Genomic DNA, 18424 nt, shown 5'->3' on the forward strand with positions numbered 1-18424 from the left:
GGAAGTTTCTTCATTTCAAATTTGAAATGAAGAAACTTCCAATGATGCAATGATCCAATAGACTATGACGCTTTTCGCTGTTCCCTCACCGGCAATGAGAAAAAGAAGGTCGCGCCGGCATTGGGCTTGGCTTCAGCCCAGACGCGGCCGCCATGGCGTGCAATGATGCGCTGCACCGTGGCGAGTCCGATGCCGGTCCCTTCAAATTCATCGGCGCCGTGCAGCCGTTGGAATGTTCCGAACAACTTCTGCGCGTGATCCATATCGAAGCCGACACCGTTGTCGCGCACGTAATACACGTTTTCGGCCCCCGCCTGATAGGCGCCCACTTCGATGTTTGCGCGGTCGGTCTTCCTTGTGAATTTCACGGCGTTTGACAGGAGATTCTGAAACACCTGAGTGATCAGCCTCTTATCGCCGTAAGCGAGAGGAAGCGGATCGAGCTTGAATTCCATCTGCCTCTCCTGGCCGGCCGCTGCCTTTTGCTCCTCGAACACGATTGCGGCAAGCTGGCTCATGTTGACATCGGAAAACAGAATCTTTTCGCGGCCGAGGCGCGACAGCGCTAGCAAGCCGTCGATCAACTCGCCCATTTTCTCCGTATTCTGCCGGACGATGGCGAGCAGCCGCCGGCCTTCTTCATCAAGCTGGCTGGAGTATTCCTCGATCAGGATGCGCGTGAAACCGTCGACGGCGCGAACCGGGGCTCGCATATCGTGAGAAACCGAATACGTGAATCCTTCCAGATCTTCGGTGCGCTGACGAAGCTCCGTGATATCCCTGCCGGTTACAACGACATGTTTCGCGCCGCGCAGCCCGACCGCGAGTTCGGTGTAGCACCAGGAGACCAGGCGCCGTGTATTGCCTTTGGCGAGCCAGTATTCCTCGCACTCCTCGGGCGCCCGGCGTGCTTTGAGGAACTCGCGAGCCCGTTCGCTGTCCTCGAGATAGTCCCAAAGGTAGTGTCCCTGGACCTCGGTCCAGGGATAGCCGGTCATTTCCTCCCAGGCGCGGTTGACACGCAGGATGCGGCCCTCGTTGTCGAGGACGAGCACAAAACTGGCCACTGTATCCAGAACGGCCGAAACGAAATCACGTTCGGATTTGAGCAGCGCGGATTGCCGCTGCGCCTCCTCGCGCTGACGGAACATTTCAACAAATGCCGCCACCTTCGATTTCAGGACATCCGGAGCGAACGGCTTGAAAATGTAATCGACGCCGCCGAGCGAATAGCCCTGGCTGACATGAACGTCGCTCTTGCTGATCGCCGTCAGGAAGATAATCGGCGTGTGGCGGCTCTTTTCACGTTCGCGGATAAGCGTCGCCGTCTGGAAGCCGTCCATGTCCGGCATCTCGACGTCAAGAAGAATGACCGCGACGTCGTTTCGAAGCAGGTACTTCAGAGCTTGCGCACCCGATGTCGCTTGAACGAGATTCTCGTCCAGGTTCTTCAGAATGCCCTCGAGCGCAAGCAGATTCTCGCGCCGGTCATCGACCAGCAGAATATTGATTTTGGCTTCCGTTTGCGTCTCGCGCGCTTCCTGCTTCATTTTATTGATGGCTGCGCGCTACCGCGCTTGCATTCGCTCCGCTCATCTTATGGTTAAGGTCTTATGCCGCAAGGTACATCCTCAGCAACGAGAGGAGGCGGTCCACATCCGCCGGCTTCGAGATATAGTCCGAGGCGCCGGCTTCGACGCACTTCTCCAGGTCGCCTCTCATGGCCTTGGCCGTCAGCGCGATCATCGGCGTGTCTTTGAAACGGCGCATTTTACGGATCTCGCGCATGGTTTCGTATCCGTCCATCTCCGGCATCATGATGTCGACCAGAATAACATCAACGTCCTGGGACGCCTTCAACAGCTCGATTCCGTCGCGGCCATTCTCCGCGAAGGCCACCTCCATGTGGTGACGCTCGAGAAGGCTCGTGAGGCTGAAAATATTTCGCACATCATCGTCAATAATAAGGACTTTCTTTCCAGCCAGAACGGGATCGGCGTTGCTCTCTTCTTCCAGTATCCGCCTCTTGGACGGAGACAGCTTGGCGGACACGCGGTGCAGGAACAACGAGGTTTCCGCCAGCAGGCGTTCGGGAGAGCGGGCATCCTTGATGACAATCGATTCGGCAAGCTTGCGGAGACGCGTTTCCTCCTTTCCTGAAAGCTCCTTGGCCGTGTACACGATGACGGGCAGATCATGAAGGCCGAATTCCTTCTTCAGTTTTTCCAGAACGTCAAACCCGGACATATCCGGCAATCCGAGATCAATCACCATGCAGTCGAAGTGGGTTGCACGCAGAGCTTGAAGTGCTTCGTCACCGGTCGATACCGCTGTTGTTTCAATGTCACCATCGCCGATCAGCTCCACGATGGCGTTGCGCTGATTCTCGTCGTCCTCGACAACCAGCAACCGCTTCATCTGCCGGTCGACAAACTCCTTCAGCAAGTCGATGCTCCGGCCTATCGCATCACCGGAGGCTTCCTGCTCCGTGAATGAAAACGCTCCTAGATTGAGCGTGCGCTGGCGGTCCGCGCTTTGGCCGATAACCTGAACAGGAATGTGCCGCGTCGCCAGATCATGTTTCAGGCGATCGAGGATGACCCAGGTCTCATCGGACACCGCGAGAATCATGGCATCCGGGCTGTACTCGCGTATGTCTGCGAATGTGTTATCCGGATAGGTTTCGATGATGGCCTTGAATCCGTGCTCACGCGCCATTGCGAGCAGCCGGCTTGCAGCTTCGGGCTCCGGATCCACGATCAGAAGGACCCGCTCGCCGTCCTGGATATCCTCACGATCGTCCCCCGGGTGATCTTCGCGCGCGTGCGCTTGAGGGCGGGCGGACTCGCGGGCAGTCTCCGTCACGAGATCCCGGGCCTCGGCGATACCTTCCCGCTTGCGCGGCAGATATAGCGTAAACGTGCTGCCCTTGCCGGGCTCGCTCGAAACCCGAATCTCTCCGCCGAGCAACTGGGCAATCTCCCGGCTGATCGAAAGTCCAAGACCGGTTCCACCATACCTTCTCGTGATTGTTCCATCCGCCTGCTGAAAGGCTTCAAAGATGATGCGATGCTTGTCTGCCGGAATTCCGATCCCGGTATCCGTCACCGAAAACGCCACCACCTGTTCTGCCTCGTCGAGGGACCGGTGGCCATCGCTCCATCCGTCGGTGGCCGCTTCGATCCGAAGCGTCACAGAGCCGTCGTCGGTGAACTTGAAGGCATTGGACAGGAGGTTCTTGAGAATCTGCTGCAATCGGCCCTGGTCGGTCCATATCGTCCGCGGCGCCGTCCTGCGGACGTCGACTGAAAATGTCAGCCCCTTGGCGCCGGCTACGGCCTCGAAGTTTTTCTGGACGTAGTCTCGGATCTCGGAGACCGGTACTCGCCGCGCCTCGATTTCCATCGTTCCGGACTCGACCTTCGAGAGATCCAGGATCTCGTTGATCAATTCCAGGAGGTCGTCCCCCGATGCGTGGATGGTCTGCGCATACTCGATCTGCTTGTCCGTGAGGTTGCGGTCCTGGTTTTCCCACAACAGCCGCGACAGGATCAGCATGCTGTTGAGCGGCGTCCTCAATTCGTGCGACATATTCGCCAGGAACTCGGACTTGTACTTCGACGTCAATGCAAGCTGGGCCGCCTTCTCTTCGAGCGAGGCCCGCGCCTTTTCGATCTCGCTGTTCTTGCGCTCGACTTCCTTGTTCTGCTGGAAGAGCAGTCGGGCTTTCTCCTCGAGTTCTTCGTTGGTCTGCTGGAGTTCTTCCTGCTGCGCTTTGAGCCTTTCTTCGGATTCCTGCAGCGTTTTGGCCTGCTGCTGAAGCTGGGCATTGGTCTCCGTAAGTTCCGACTGGCGGGATTGCAGCTCTCCCGCAAGCGACTGGGACTGTTTCAGCAGTTCTTCCGTGCGCATGGTCGCCGTGATCGTGTTGAGCATGATGCCGATGATCTCGGTCAACTGGTCGAAAAATGTGATGTGAATGTCGCTGAAGCGGTGGAACGAGGCCAGCTCGATAACGGCCTTGACCTGCCCTTCAAACAGCACCGGCAGAACGATGACATTGACCGGCGTGGCTTCTCCAAGCGCGGAGCCGATCTGGATGTAATCCGGCGGCACATCGGTCAGCAATATCCGCTGCTGTTCGAACGCGGCCTGGCCGACGATTCCCTGTCCGGCGCGAATCCGCGTGATGACGTTTTTGCGGGTATTGAAAGCGTAGCTGGCCAGCAGGCGCAGATCCGGCTCGCCGTCGGTGGAGTCATTGATATAGAAGACGCCGTGCTGGATGTTCGCGAGGGGCGCCAGCTCGGCCAGGATCAGTTTCGAGACGGCCAGCAGGTCGCGCTGGCCCTGCAGCAAGCGGGTGAATCGCGCGAGGTTGGTCTTGAGCCAGTCCTGCTCGGTGTTCCGCTTGGTGGTCTCGCGTAGATTCCGGATCATCTCGTTGATGCTCTCTTTGAGAGCCGCCACTTCTCCCGCGGCATCCACCGTGATCGATCGCGACAGGTCACCTTTCGTCACCGCTGTCGCGACATCCGCGATGGCGCGGACCTGCGAGGTCAACGCCGCCGCCATGCGGTTCACGTTATCGGTCAGATCCCGCCACGTGCCGGCGGCATTCGGCACATTCGCCTGGCCGCCCAGCTTCCCTTCGATACCGACTTCGCGCGCCACCGTGGTCACCTGGTCGGCGAAGGTCGCGAGCGTGTCGATCATTTCGTTGATCGTTTCGGCGAGCTGTTCGATTTCGCCTTTCGCTTCGAGGACCAGCTTCCGCTTCAGGTTGCCGTTCGCAACCGACGTCACCACTTTGGAAATGCTGCGCACCTGGGCCGTCAGGTTCGACGCCATGATATTCACGCTGTCGGTCAGATCTTTCCACGTTCCGGCGACGCCCTTCACCTCCGCCTGCCCTCCCAGCCTTCCCTCCGTTCCTACCTCGCGCGCCACGCGCGTCACTTCCGATGCGAACGAGTTGAGCTGGTCCACCATGGTATTGACGGTGTTCTTCAGTTCGAGAATTTCTCCCCTAACCTCGACTGTGATTTTTTTGGAAAGATCGCCGTTCGCCACCGCCGTCGTTACGGCAGCGATGTTCCGGACTTGAGTGGTCAGATTCCCGGCCATGAAGTTCACGCTGTCGGTCAGATCCTTCCAGGTCCCCGCCACGCCGCGCACGTCGGCCTGGCCTCCCAGCTTCCCTTCGGTTCCGACTTCGCGCGCCACGCGCGTCACTTCCGACGCGAATGAGTTGAGCTGGTCCACCATGGTATTGACGGTGTTCTTCAATTCGAGAATCTCGCCGCGCGCATCGACCGTGATCTTCTTGGAGAGATCGCCGCGCGCGACAGCAGTGGTCACGGCCGCAATATTGCGGACCTGGTTGGTCAGGTTCGACGCCATGAAGTTCACGCTTTCCGTAAGATCTCTCCATGTGCCGGCGACGCCTCCCACTTCCGCCTGGCCGCCCAGCCGGCCTTCCGTTCCCACTTCACGCGCCACGCGCGTCACTTCCGACGCGAAGGCATTCAGCTGATCCACCATCGTGTTGATGGTGTTCTTGAGCTCGAGGATCTCGCCTTTGACATCAACAGTGATTTTCTTGGACAGATCACCGTTCGCAATCGCCGTCGATACCTCTGCAATGTTTCTCACCTGCGAAGTCAGGTTGCCCGCCATGAAATTCACGCTGTCTGTCAGATCCTTCCAGGTGCCCGCAACGCCCTTCACATCGGCCTGGCCTCCCAGACGTCCTTCGGTTCCGACTTCGCGGGCGACACGCGTCACCTCTGAAGCGAACGACGAGAGCTGATCGACCATCGTGTTGATGGTGTTCTTCAGCTCGAGGATTTCGCCCCGCGCATCGACCGTGATCTTCTTCGAAAGGTCGCCGCGGGCTATCGCCGTCGACACGTCCGCGATGTTCCGGACCTGGGAGGTGAGGTTTCCGGCCATGAAATTCACACTGTCGGTCAGATCCTTCCAGGTCCCCGCAACGCCTTTCACATCCGCCTGACCGCCCAGGCGGCCTTCGGTTCCGACTTCACGCGCCACGCGTGTCACTTCGGAGGCGAAGGAGTTCAACTGGTCCACCATGGTGTTGACTGTGTTCTTGAGTTCGAGAATTTCACCGCGCGCATCGACGGTGATTTTCTTCGAGAGATCGCCCTTCGCGACGGCGGTGGTCACAGCGGCGATGTTCCGCACCTGATTGGTGAGGTTGGATGCCATGAAATTCACGCTGTCCGTCAGATCCTTCCACGTGCCGCCAACGCCCTGGACATCGGCCTGGCCGCCAAGCTTCCCTTCGGTCCCGACTTCGCGCGCCACGCGGGTCACTTCCGACGCGAACGAGTTCAACTGGTCCACCATGATGTTGATGGTGTTCTTGAGTTCGAGAATCTCGCCGCGCACATCGACGGTGATCTTTTTCGAGAGGTCGCCGCGCGCGACCGCCGTCGTGACTTCGGCGATGTTGCGCACCTGACGGGTCAGGTTGTTCGCCATGAAATTCACGCTGTCCGTGAGGTCTTTCCAGGTTCCGCCGACGCCTTTCACAACCGCCTGGCCGCCCAGCTTTCCCTCGGTTCCCACTTCACGCGCCACGCGCGTCACTTCCGACGCGAAGGAGTTCAGCTGATCCACCATTGTGTTGATGGTGTTCTTGAGCTCAAGGATTTCTCCGCGCACGTCGACGGTAATTTTCTTGGAAAGATCGCCCTTCGCGACAGCCGTTGTTACCTCCGCGATGTTGCGCACCTGGTTCGTGAGGTTCGCGGCCATCGAGTTGACGTTGTCGGTGAGATCTTTCCAGGCGCCGCTGACGCCTTTCACCTTGGCCTGTCCGCCCAGCTTCCCTTCGGTTCCCACTTCGCGGGCCACGCGGATCACTTCCGATGTGAACGTGCTGAGCTGATCGACCATCGTATTGACGGTTCTTGCCGTGCGCAGGAATTCACCGGTCAGATGGCGGCCTTCCACTTCAAGGTCCATCGTCTGGGAAAGATCGCCTTTCGCGACGGCTCCGATCACGCGCGAAACATCGGTGATCGGCTGAATCAAATCGCCCACCAGACTATTCACAGAATCGACGCACTCGGCCCAGCCACCCGCAGCGCCGGGCAACGAAACCCGCTGCCGGATTTTTCCCTCTTTCCCGACGACGTTGCTGATCCGCTCCAATTCACGCGTCAGCCGCGAATTCAAATCGATGATCTCGTTGATCGTGTCGTAAACCTTGCCGGCAACGCCGGTACTGTCGACAGGCAGCCGCGCGGTGAAGTCGCCTTTTCTGAAGTCGGTCAACACACGCAGAACGAGACGGCTGTCCACCACCTCGACGGCGGATAGAGGTTGGGCCTTGACGAATTTTTCTCGCATGTTTTTAGAATAGCCGTAAGGCGGGAGAAAAATCAGCCGCAGATTTAGACCATGATGTGAAGTGGAAGGCGCTTACCACCGGAAGCGCTACATTAGCGGGGCCGAACGCGATCGAGTTCAGGCTTGACGACGTCTTCGTAGCAGGTGGGACATACACCGTGGCTGAATGACGCCTCTGTACGCTGGCTGATGTACTGCTCGATATCGACCCAGCGGCTGTTTTCGTCGCGGATCTTTTTGCAGTACATACAGGTGGGGAGGACCCCTTCCAGATGCTTGACGCGGTCCTGCAAGCCGACGATGCGCTCGGCAACGATCAATCGCGCGCGCAACTCCTCAGGATCGTATGGCTTAGGCATAAAGTCATCGAGCCCGGCGGTCATCGCGGTCAGGTAATTTGCCTTACTGTTCAGGGCAGTGAGGAGCAGAATGTAGGAATAGCGCGGCGATCCGGCGGCACGAATCCGGCGGCAGAGTTCCAGACCATCGAGGTCCGGCATACGCCAATCCGTGATCACCACCGAAAAGTGGGACTCAATGAAGGCACGCCATCCTTCTTCACCATTGGCCGCAGCGACGACATCATGCCCGTCGGCCTGCAAGAGCGTCTGCAGCATTTCGCGCGCGTCAAAATCGTCTTCCACAACGAGGATTCGCATACGGGGGAGACAAAAAGTTTATAGCACTGCCGGTTTCAGATTCAATACAAGCTTTTCGGTCCCGCGCAGGACCATGAGCGCAATTTCCGTATCGGGCACATGGTCTGTCAGAAGGCGGTGCAATGCATCGATATCCGGAATAGCGTGCTCGTCCAGGCCGACGATAAAATCGCCTTCATTCAGCCCGGCGCGCGCCGCCGGGCTGTTCGGCTCGATACTGACCACAAAGACACCGGTGCTCGACGGAAGATGATGGCTGCGCACCAGCAGTCGATGCACCGGAGCATTCTGGCCGGCGACCCCGATATAACCTCGCTGGATCTTCCCGTCTTTAATCAGCCGGCCGGCAACAAACTTTGCCGTATTGATCGCGGTCGCGAAACAGATGCCCTGCGCCGGAAGAATGATGGCTGTATTGACGCCGATCACTTCACCGCTTGATGTAATAAGCGGGCCTCCCGAATTGCCTGGATTCAACGCTGCATCCGTTTGAATGACGTTATCGATCAGCCGGCCGGACTGCGATCGCAAAGAACGGCCAATGGCGCTGATCACACCGGCCGTCACGGTCGCCTGGAAACCGTAAGGATTTCCAATCGCGATGACCACCTGGCCGACGCGCAGCGACTGGGAATCGCCGAGCGCTGCGGGAACCAGGTTGGATGCACTGATCCGGACGACGGCAAGATCGGTGTCCGGATCGTCGCCGACATTGTCGGCGCCATGGCGCTGGCCATCGGGAAAAACCACGTCGATCGCGCCGGCGCCGTGAACCACATGGCTGTTCGTCAGAATGAACCCGTCAGGAGTGAAGACAAAGCCGGAGCCCGAGCCGCCGCCTTTTCCCTGCTGACGCACCTCGATCTTGACGACAGATGGGCTGACGCGCTCTGCCGCCGAGATGACCGCTTCGGAGTAAGCATCAAGCAGTGACACGTTGGTGAACATGTGTCCAAACTTATGCCTGAATCCGGATTGTGCAAGCCCGCTACTGGTGAGACATCTCGAGCACGTCGCCGTAATAACGGACGCGGCCTTCCTGGAAAGCGTTCAAAATATCGGAGATAGGACTCAGCAAGGTGACGAAACGCATACTGAAGCCGCGGAACTGGCCCTGGGCGCCGCCGTTGTTCGCGGTGCGGATAAATTGACTGGAACCGTCGATCGGCAGCATCGCAACGTTTCCGTAGAATCGCCGCCAGGCGCTGTCCTGAAAAAGGTATTGCTCGACGTTGGAGAGATAGAACGCCATCACCTTGGCGTCGTGGTCCTTTAGATACTGCGCAACCGTCCGGATGGCTTTCGGCCCGCCAAAGTCACCGACCAGCGGTACGATCAGATTCTTCATTTCCATGTCGCGCATCGTCCGGTAGGCGTCTTCGGTCCCGAGGTAGCTTCGATTCTTCCCGTGCCCGTCGTTCATCGTCATCAGGTCCATGTACGTCGGCGAACCGCCGCCGCCAAAACCGGCTGCACCGGCCTGATAATCGATACCCGGCCCCGATTTCACGAAAACCCGGTATACATAGCCGATGCTCGCGATGTCGTCGTCCGAAAGAGCGAACTTGTGCTGTTTGACCAGCAGATCGATTGCATCGCTGAGATATTTCTTGAACAGCAGCGGGTCGTCCTGGATGCCGTCATACGAGGCGAAGAGTTCTTCCGGCGTGGATTGGGCGTCGAGATGAAGCGGCCGCTTGCGGGCAAATAAGTGCGAGAGAAAATCCGCGCGGTCGGGCGACAGTTCAAAGAAGGCCCGGTACATCATCAGTTCGAGCATGTTTTGCCGCCGGATATCGATGATGAAGGCCATCTTCGGCTGCAGGGCCGCGATGTAAGTGAAATTCTGTTCAGGGCCGACGCCAAGGTATACGCCCGGCTTTACCGTGTCCTTCAAAGAGGGAATGACCATCTGGAAACCCAGTTCGTTGGATAGGAAGTTCTCGAAACGGAAGGAGCCGCCTTCCTCCGAGAAGTCCGTGATCATCTTCCAGAAGGCGTCGTCCGAAAGTCTGGTTGGCAGAGGTTCAGTGGCCCGAACCGACAGGACAAGGCCGGCGACGAGGCAAATCGCGCTAATCAGTCTGAGGCACTTTTGCACGAGTCAAATAGTACTGAATTGCCGGCGTAATGATAAGCGATAAGACCATCGAGACCAGAATTCCGCCGATGACGGCGATCGCGAGCGGCTGGAGCATCTGGGAACCCGCGCCCAAGCCCAGAGCCAGCGGGAGCATGCCCGCGACGGCGGCCATTGCGGTCATCACGATGGGGCGCAACCGACGGCGCCCGGCCTGGACCATGGCCTCTTCAATGGGCATTCCGGCGTCCAGAAACTTATGATTCGCGTCGAGAAGCAGAATGCCGTTCTTCGCGACGATACCGACAACCATGATCAACCCCATGAACGACGACACGTTGAACTCCGTCCGGGTAATCAGCAACGCGAAGCAAACGCCCGACGTCGACAGAATGGCGGAAGAAAGGATCGCGATCGGTGCGCTATACGACCGGAATTCGAATAACAACACGAGGAAAATCAGGACGATCGCCAGCACCAGAACAGTAACGAGATCCTTGAACGACTTCTGCTGCTGTTCATAGATTCCGCCGTATTGAACCCGGATCGTCGGCGGCAGCTTCAAATCCGCGACCGTTTTCTGCACCGCCGCAATGCCCGTCCCCAGGTCCACGCCTTCCAACCGTGCCGTCACATTCACGACACGCTGAAGGTTCTCCCGCAAAATCTCGGTCTGTCCCGGTTCCTCTTGAATTCCCGTCAAAGATCCCAGCGTTGCGGTTGATCCATTGGAATTCACGAGCATCGTGTTGCTCACCGCTTCCAATGAAGAACGGTTCGACGCGGGATACCGAATGCGCAGCGTGTATGGCCGGTCATTGACGATTACAGGCTGAGATGCCGGCTCGCCATCCATGATGGCGGAGGTCGCGATTTCGAGGTCGTCGGCCGCAAACCCCGCACGTGCCAATCTCTCGGGACTCACGTTAAATGTGACGGCGGGCCCGCTTGTAGTGTTTTCGATTCCGTCTTCGATATCGACGATCGGCTTCTTGTCTCCAATGGCGATGTTCATCAACGCGTCGCCGACGTGAGGCGCCCACTCCTTGAGAACACTCGCATCGTCGGAAAACAGCTTCACCGCGACCGGCTCGGGAGCGCCGCCGCTCAGGTCGCCGATCATGTCCTGTAACAGCTGAACAAATTCAACGTCGAGAACCGGTTCGGTTTTTTTGATCTTGTCGCGAATCTCGCCGATGACATCGTCGATGCCGCGCTTCCGCTCGTCCTTCAATTTGACCGTGAAGTCACCCGTATTCGGTTCGGTCACCGGAAATATCCCAAGCTGAAGACCCGTTCGCCGCGAAGTGCTTTCGACTTCCGGCGTCTCCTTTATGATCTTCTCGACATGGTTCAACACACGATTGGTTTCCTGCAGCGAGGATCCGGGCGGCATGTTGTAATCGAGCACAAATCCGCCCTCATCCATCGCGGGCAGTAATCCACTACCAAGCTGCCGGTAAGACAAATATGAAACGGCAATCAGCAATATGCAAAAGACGCCCATCAGCAACCGATGTTCCAGCAATCGCCGCAGCCAGCGTTCATAGAACCTGACGATGTGGCCGAAGAACCCATGCTCCACGTCTTCGTGCTGCGCGCCGTGGCGCCGGATCAGCAGCGTGCCTAAATTGCTGGTCCACACCAACGCGAGAACAAGGGAGGTCAGGAGAGCCACGCTCATGGCAATAGCGAGAGCACTGAAGAAGGAGCCTACGACTCCGGTGATGGTGATCAGGGGCAGGAAGACGACGATCGGCGTCAATGTCGATCCGATTAGCGGCACGGTGAGTTCCTTCAGCGCGCTCGCCGTCGCTTCGAGCGGCCCCTGCCCGGCATCACGGTGCAGTACAATGTTTTCGACGACTACGATCTTGTCGTCGATGACCAGGCCGACTGCCGCAGCCAGTCCACCCAACGTCATCAGATTGAAACTCTGGCCGAGGACACGCATCGCGATGAACGTCACAAACATGGTTACCGGCACGACCAGTCCGGTCATCAGCGCGGTGCCCCAATCGCGGAGAAACAGCCAGATCACGAAAGCGGCCAGAAGCAATCCAATGATGATCGCATCGCGGACGCTCTTGATGGACTCGTTGACAATATTGGACTGATCGTAAAACGGCTGGATCTGGACGCCTGCGGGCAGGCTCGGCCGGATCGCTTCCATCTCATTCCGGACGAGATTCGCAACATCGACGGTATTGCTGTCCGGCTGCCGGTTGATGCTGAGCAGTACTGCCGGCTTGCCATTCGCGGTCACCACGGTATAAGCAGGCGCAACCGTCGATCCTACGGTTCCGATGTCGCCAACGCGAACCGGAACATTGTTGACGCTCTTGACGACAACGCCGGCGATGTCCTCAGCATTGTGGACCTGACCGTTGACAAGACTCAAATACAGCTGGTGATTGCGATTCATCAGCCCCGGTGAATCGACGATATTCGTGTGGTTGATCGCGCCGAGAACATCACCGACCGAAACGCGCGCGTGAAGCATTTTCGAGGGATCGACCGTGACCTGGAATTCCGGCTCCTGCCCGCCCTGCACGAGAACTGTCGCCACGCCGGGCAGACGATTCAGCCGGGGCTTGATGTCGTATGTCGCCAGTTCCCAAAGGTCGGTCTGCGGAACCTTATCTGATGTAAGACTGTAGCCGATAATTGGAAAACTCGAGAAGTCCATCCGATGACTTTCGATCTTCGCCGTCGACGGAAGGCTGCTCTGTATGCGCGACACGGCAGAATCGACCATCTGCAGCGTCTCGACCATGCTCACATTCCAATTGAACGACATGTCAACTTCAGCCGATCCGCGGCTCGTCACGGAGCGGACCGATTCAAGCCCCGGTACGCTGTTGATCGCCTGCTCAATGGGCCGAGTGATCGTCACTTCCATCTGCTCGATCGGCATGACACCGTTGTCCACTCCGATCACGATCAGGGGGAAGTTCGTCGTCGGAAAGACCGCCACGGGAAGCTGCAAGGCCTCGTAAATTCCGACGATTCCCAGAATGATGATCAAAAAAATAATCGACTTGGAATGGCGGGAAAACCAATAGTGTTCAGGATTTTCTTTGGGATCAGTACTCATCTACTTATGGCTGCGTCCATTACTTCAGGTTTCGCGCTACCGCGCTCCCGCATCGCGCGCGCTTGCATTCGCTCCGCTCATGTAATCAGTTACTGTTCGTCGTCGTCGGCTTCTTCTTTGGCTGGCGCGACCTGGACCTTCGTCTTGGCGAAAACGTCTTCATCGAGCTTCGCAAGTTCGAAGGCTCCGGCGGTGACGACACGTTCCCCGTTATCGAGGCCCTCTTTGACCTGAACGTTCGCGCCATCACGGATGCCGAGCATGACGCTCTTTCGATGCGGCTTATTTTCAGCGTCGACGACCATGACGGAGGTATTGCCGGATGCGCTTGTCAGAACCGACGCCCATGGAATAACGAAGGCGGCAGGAACCGTTTGAGCAATCATTTCGAGGCGTAGGCTGGTTCCCGGCGTGAGCCGGTTGCCCATATTCGGCGCTTGCACCCAGACTTCAACGGTAGAGCTCGACGGGTCGAGAGCAGGACTGATCACGGTGACTTTGCCCGGTATCTGCGCGCCGCCATCGGTCGGGAAAATGTTTGCAGCATCGCCGACCTTGAGCTGTCTTGCGTCATCGACGGTAATATGCGAGCGGGCGACGATCTGAGACAGATCCATGACAGTAATAAACGGACTGCCGCTCGGCGGCATTTCGCCGGCATAAACCGGCCTGTCCGTCACGACGCCATCGATCGGACTGATAATCTGCGAATACCCGAGCTGAGCCCGAGCGCTCTCCGTACGCGCCTTCGCGGCATCCCGTTGTGCTGCGGCTCCTTTGATTTCCTGTTCCCGTCCCACGGACTGCACAGTCTGGAGATGTTTCGATGCAATCTCGTATTGATTCTTCGCCTGCACCAGCGCAACCTGCGCGTCGTTCACTTCCTTTTGCGAGATTGCTCCTTCTTTTAATAGCGCGACGCGGCTGTCGTAGACCTTCTGCTGCGCATCCATGGCATCTTTCGCGCCACGGACGTCGAGTTCCGCCTTCTGCTCTTCTTCCGGAACCGTACCTCTGGAGACCGTCTGATAATTCGCCTCCGCCTGCTCGAACGAGGCCTGATTTTCACTGACACTGCCCGCGAGGTCCCGATTCTCCAGTTCCGCCAGAAGCTGCCCGGCCTTGACGTGCGAGCCACGGTCGACATAAAACTTTTTGACCGGCGCGGAAATCTTCGGAACGATCGAGGACTGCTGAATCGGATAAAGCAGGGCGTCGGTTGTGACCTTGAGTGAAATCGGAGAACTGAGGACGGGCGCCACGTCTACGGTGACAATGTGTTCGCTCTCTTCCGGTTTCTCCTCTTTCCTGGCCGAGCATGCGGCCAGTAGAAGCGCAGCCATAAGCAGGATCAAACGGCAATCACGGTTCATTAAAAACTCCCTGTCACGGTCTGCAGCTCCGCCAATGCAATGCGGTAGCGCGTTTGAGCATCATCATAGGCGTTTCGCGCGTCGACGAGGGTTTTTTGTGCATCAACGACTTCCAGTGCGGTCGATTCACCGGCTCCATAGCGCAACTCCACCAGGCGGAGGCTTTCAGAGGCCAGTTCTGCAGCCTGCCGGAGGCCGTCTACCGCCTCACGAGCCGCCATGGCCTCGTTGTAGAACGCGTAAAGGTTCGCGACCGATTGCCGCTGCGTCTGCGTCAACTGGGTGCGCGCGAGTTCTTCATGCGCTTCCGCCTGCCGTACTTTGCTGCGTCTCGTTCCCCAGTCGAAGACCGGAATGTCCAGGTGCGCCTCGACGAAGTAACCGAGGTTGGGAAGCGGTCCTTTTAGGGTATCGGCGGCAACAGCACTGTGCAGTGCGAAAGCGTTCGCCTCGATCCCGTAATGAGCGTCGACAAAGAACGTCGGCAGAAACGCATTGCGAGTGGCGCGAACATCCAAAGTCGCTGCGCGCAAGGTTTCCTGCGCCGCTCTCAGATCGGGATTTTGCCGGCCCGCCATTGTCTCCACGTCGGCGAATGGAGGCAATGTCCGCGCGGAATCGAGATCGTCGACCGCCGTGAAATTTTCATTCAACCCGGAAAACAGGAGCACTGCCAGACTCAGACGAGCGTTTTCTATAGCGAGAGCGGCATCCTGGAAACCCGCTTTCTGTTGCTGATACTGAATCTGCGCTTTAACAACGTCCGCCCGGGCAACCTGCCCCAATCGCTCCTGCTGCTGCGTCACATCGAGAAAGCGCTGCGCCGACTGCAATGACTGCTGTGCGGTCGCATACTTACGCTGGCTCGTGATCAATGCATAGTAATTGCGCGTAACTGTCAGCGCGAGACCGCGTTGTGCAATTTCGATCTTCGCTCTGGCGAGAGCCTCGGACGCTTCCGCCCGGTGAACATTTGTTTGGGTAAACGTGTTGGCGTTGATGTCCTGGTGCGCGACGGCCTGTTCACGATAAACGTGAACACCGTCATTGGTCACATAACGTCCGCTCGGCGTGATTCCATTTCCCTGCGTGCCAAGATATTGCGTCGTTTCATTCACGCCCGGCAGAAGCGACTGCTTTGCCTGTGCACGATCTTCGCGCGCCACGGCGGCGTCGGTGATTGCGGACTGCAGATTGATGTCAAACCTTCTCGCGCGATCCAATGCGTCTTGCAGTGTAATCACGGGAGGCGCCGCCGCGTCTCCCGGAGGATGAACCAGCTGGAGCGGTTGCGGAGCTGTGTTCTGCCCATAGAGCGGGATCGTCGCGGCGGCGATGAAAAGAACGAATGAGCAGAACACCTTCATGCACGATATCTCCTATATTCTATTTTCCTACAACAAGCACCTTGAATGAATCGGCGACGTATCCGCGACCGCGTTGTCCAGGCTGGGCTGGAAGCGGATCCGCCACTGGCAGATAAACATTGTGCGTTTTCTCATCCACGGCAATCGTGCGGGCGCCGGTCTTCGTCGCGACGTTGTCGAACACTTCGTACTTCCCTCCGTTATCGTGAACGATCGTGAGCGTGCCGTCCCCATTTGAACTGATTGCATATCCGGTTCCCGGATCGAAAGCCACGCCATCGGAGTTGGCGCCGATCGCCGGGGACGCAATGACTTTGCCGGCGTCGGGATCCGAGATTGCCATGACTCGATTGCCGCAGACGGAGAAAAGGCGCCGTTTTTTGACGTCCATGGCGAGGCCCGACGGACCGTCGCAGGAGGGCTTCAGAGAATAACGTTTTGTAACCTTCGCAGTAGCGGCATCGATCTCGACGATTTCACTCGTATCTTCGAGATTGTCATAGACATGCCCACGATCGTCGGCGACGGGAAATTCGGGCTTGCCACCGAGAGGAATGGTGGCAACGACCATTCCGGTCTTCGCATCGATCACCGAAGAATCGTTCGACCGGCCGTTGAACGTCAGCACGCGGCCGCTCTTGGGCTCAAAACGAATCCCGTCCGGGTTCATGCCGGTAGCAACCTGGCTGATCATCTTCAATGTCTTCATATCGAAAATAGTGACATTATTTCCCCGCCCGTTGCTGACGAAACCCCGGTTCAAAGCAGGCGCGAGCGCGATACCGTGCACGCCAGGCGTATCCGGGATGTCCCCGACAACCTTGCCGGCGTCCGGATCGACGACGACAACGTGCGTGGCGTGCGAAACATACAGACGGCGCGCGGCACTGTCCATCGTGATGTAATCCCAACCACCATCGCCGCCGATTTTGATTTCTTTCAGAATTTTCCAACCCGTCGGCGCCGCAAATGCGCCGATCGCGAACAACGCAGACAGAGTCAGGGTGATCACTTTCCGCATCGATCCTCCTCAATAGTCAAACATAAAGGCGGTAAAGTATCGCAGGGCGAAGGCCGGCTGCAATTAAATCGAGATTAATTTCCGTTTATCTGGAACCGACGGGGGCCGGATAGGGGCATTATAGGGATCGGCATGAGGATCCTGCTTGTCGAAGACGAACCTCGCGTCGCAAGCGTCGTTTCGCGCGCCCTGCGCGAGAATGCGTACGCCGTGGACGTGGCGAAGACCGGCGAGAAGGCGATTGAGCTGGCGACGCAAAAGCCCTACGACAGCATTCTGCTGGATCTCCGGCTGCCCGGTGTCAGCGGGCTTCAGGTTTGCCGCGAACTCCGCGACGCCCACATCGATACGCCCATTCTCATGCTCACGGCGCGCTCGCTGGTCGAGCAGCGCGTGGAAGGCCTCGACGCCGGCGCCGACGATTACCTGACCAAGCCCTTCGCACTTTCCGAATTGCTGGCGCGCGTCCGCGCGCTGGTGCGACGGCGGCTGAATGACGGCGGGCGCTTGCTTCGCTACGCGGACATTGAAATCGACCGGCACCAGCGCCGTGTTACCCGGGCCGGACGGGCCATCCCGTTGACGGCCAAAGAATTTGCTTTGCTTGAATTTCTCACGGCCCGCGCTCCCGATGCGGTATCCCGCAGCGAAATCATCGAACACGTCTGGGCTATCCACTTCGACACGGAAACCAATCTCGTCGAGGTTTACATCAATCGTCTGCGGCAGAAACTGGCCCGGAAGGGCGAGTCTAAGATTATCCAGACCGTTCATGGCGTCGGATACTGCATGAAATCGGAAACAGAATGAAGATCCGTTGGCGGCTCACACTCGTGTTCTGCCTGGCGGCCGGCGGCTTGCTCGCGATCTCTTATGGCAGCTTCTACATGATCTTCCAGCGCGTGCTGCGCGATCAATTCGATCACCGGCTCGCCGAAATCGCGGCCCCGATCATTCTCGACATCTCCGGAGACCCGGACGATACGGACGTCGATCAACTCGCCCTGCCCTATGAATATTTCGAGGTGTTGGATACTTCCGGCGCCGTTCTTCAACGCTCACGCAACCTGCACGAGGACCTGCCGGCGGCCATCCGGCCAGGCCTGCAGACATTGCGGCTGCCGGGCATCGGCGAAGTGCGGCTCACCGTCATCCCCTTCCAGGCGGGAGTTCACCAGTGGCTCTTCATTGCCGGCGGTTCGACGCGCGAAACCGATCTGGCGCTGGCAGCGCTACAGCGGTTTGCGCTGGTTCTGCTTCCGGCGAGTCTGCTCCTGACGGCGGCCGTCTTCGGTTTCTACTCGAACCAGCTTCTGGCAAAGATCGATGCCGTCGTCGGACAGCTCCGGCAGTTCGTCTCCGATGCCGCTCACGAACTCCGGACGCCGCTGGCCGTGCTGCAGGGAGAAACGGAGTTGCTGCTCACGAAACAGCGGACAACCGATGA

At 58.2% G+C, this 18424-nt stretch carries 11 protein-coding genes; 2 read left to right on the forward strand and 9 right to left on the reverse strand.

Features of this window, described 5'->3' with window-relative positions:
- Window positions 1-62 precede the first annotated feature (62 nt).
- The 9 genes from VGK48_29240 to VGK48_29280 form a co-directional block, all read right to left on the reverse strand.
- Window positions 63-1550 carry an ATP-binding protein gene (locus VGK48_29240; GenBank protein HEY2385280.1) on the reverse strand — a complete coding sequence of 496 codons (1488 nt, stop codon included), beginning with the start codon at window positions 1548-1550 and terminating at the stop codon, window positions 63-65.
- A 61-nt stretch (window positions 1551-1611) separates the two neighbouring features.
- On the reverse strand, window positions 1612-7380 hold the full coding sequence (locus VGK48_29245; protein HEY2385281.1) for a HAMP domain-containing protein: 5769 nt from the start codon (window positions 7378-7380) through the stop codon (window positions 1612-1614).
- A 92-nt stretch (window positions 7381-7472) separates the two neighbouring features.
- Window positions 7473-8039: a response regulator transcription factor gene (locus VGK48_29250; GenBank protein HEY2385282.1), complete on the reverse strand. Its 567-nt coding sequence runs from the start codon at window positions 8037-8039 to the stop codon at window positions 7473-7475.
- A gap of 18 nt (window positions 8040-8057) precedes the next feature.
- Window positions 8058-8987 (reverse strand): trypsin-like peptidase domain-containing protein, encoded by a 930-nt coding sequence (locus VGK48_29255; protein HEY2385283.1) that lies wholly within the window; start codon window positions 8985-8987, stop codon window positions 8058-8060.
- 40 nt (window positions 8988-9027) lie between these two features.
- Window positions 9028-10140 carry a hypothetical protein gene (locus VGK48_29260; GenBank protein HEY2385284.1) on the reverse strand — a complete coding sequence of 371 codons (1113 nt, stop codon included), beginning with the start codon at window positions 10138-10140 and terminating at the stop codon, window positions 9028-9030.
- Window positions 10115-13216, reverse strand: coding sequence for an efflux RND transporter permease subunit (locus VGK48_29265; protein ID HEY2385285.1), 3102 nt, complete (start codon window positions 13214-13216; stop codon window positions 10115-10117). Before VGK48_29265 ends, VGK48_29260 begins: the two co-directional genes overlap by 26 nt.
- A gap of 89 nt (window positions 13217-13305) precedes the next feature.
- Complete coding sequence (locus VGK48_29270; GenBank protein ID HEY2385286.1) at window positions 13306-14589, reverse strand: efflux RND transporter periplasmic adaptor subunit; 1284 nt, start codon at window positions 14587-14589, stop codon at window positions 13306-13308.
- Window positions 14589-15956, reverse strand: coding sequence for a TolC family protein (locus VGK48_29275; GenBank protein HEY2385287.1), 1368 nt, complete (start codon window positions 15954-15956; stop codon window positions 14589-14591). The genes VGK48_29270 and VGK48_29275 overlap by 1 nt, the downstream gene beginning before the upstream one ends.
- Before the next feature lie 19 nt (window positions 15957-15975).
- On the reverse strand, window positions 15976-16977 hold the full coding sequence (locus tag VGK48_29280; protein ID HEY2385288.1) for a YncE family protein: 1002 nt from the start codon (window positions 16975-16977) through the stop codon (window positions 15976-15978).
- Between the two features lie 132 nt (window positions 16978-17109).
- Here VGK48_29280 and VGK48_29285 point away from each other — a divergent pair, with 132 nt between their 5' ends.
- On the forward strand, window positions 17110-17787 hold the full coding sequence (locus VGK48_29285) for a response regulator transcription factor (protein HEY2385289.1): 678 nt from the start codon (window positions 17110-17112) through the stop codon (window positions 17785-17787).
- The coding region (locus tag VGK48_29290; GenBank protein ID HEY2385290.1) for a histidine kinase dimerization/phospho-acceptor domain-containing protein at window positions 17784-18424 on the forward strand (641 nt) is incomplete at its 3' end. The genes VGK48_29285 and VGK48_29290, both read left to right, overlap by 4 nt.

It is taken from the genome of Terriglobia bacterium, assembly GCA_036496425.1.
Lineage (GTDB): Bacteria > Acidobacteriota > Terriglobia > 20CM-2-55-15 > 20CM-2-55-15 > 20CM-2-55-15.

Excerpts from the sequence above, each read along its gene's own strand:
- VGK48_29240 (HEY2385280.1), bottom strand. The coding sequence starts at position 1,550 with ATGAAGCAGGAAGCGCGCGAGACGCAAACGGAAGCCAAAATCAATATT.
- VGK48_29245 (HEY2385281.1), bottom strand. The coding sequence starts at position 7,380 with ATGCGAGAAAAATTCGTCAAGGCCCAACCTCTATCCGCCGTCGAGGTG.
- VGK48_29250 (HEY2385282.1), bottom strand. The coding sequence starts at position 8,039 with ATGCGAATCCTCGTTGTGGAAGACGATTTTGACGCGCGCGAAATGCTG.
- VGK48_29255 (HEY2385283.1), bottom strand. The coding sequence starts at position 8,987 with ATGTTCACCAACGTGTCACTGCTTGATGCTTACTCCGAAGCGGTCATC.
- VGK48_29265 (HEY2385285.1), bottom strand. The coding sequence starts at position 13,216 with ATGAGTACTGATCCCAAAGAAAATCCTGAACACTATTGGTTTTCCCGC.
- VGK48_29270 (HEY2385286.1), bottom strand. The coding sequence starts at position 14,589 with ATGAACCGTGATTGCCGTTTGATCCTGCTTATGGCTGCGCTTCTACTG.
- VGK48_29275 (HEY2385287.1), bottom strand. The coding sequence starts at position 15,956 with ATGAAGGTGTTCTGCTCATTCGTTCTTTTCATCGCCGCCGCGACGATC.
- VGK48_29280 (HEY2385288.1), bottom strand. The coding sequence starts at position 16,977 with ATGCGGAAAGTGATCACCCTGACTCTGTCTGCGTTGTTCGCGATCGGC.
- VGK48_29285 (HEY2385289.1), top strand. The coding sequence starts at position 17,110 with ATGAGGATCCTGCTTGTCGAAGACGAACCTCGCGTCGCAAGCGTCGTT.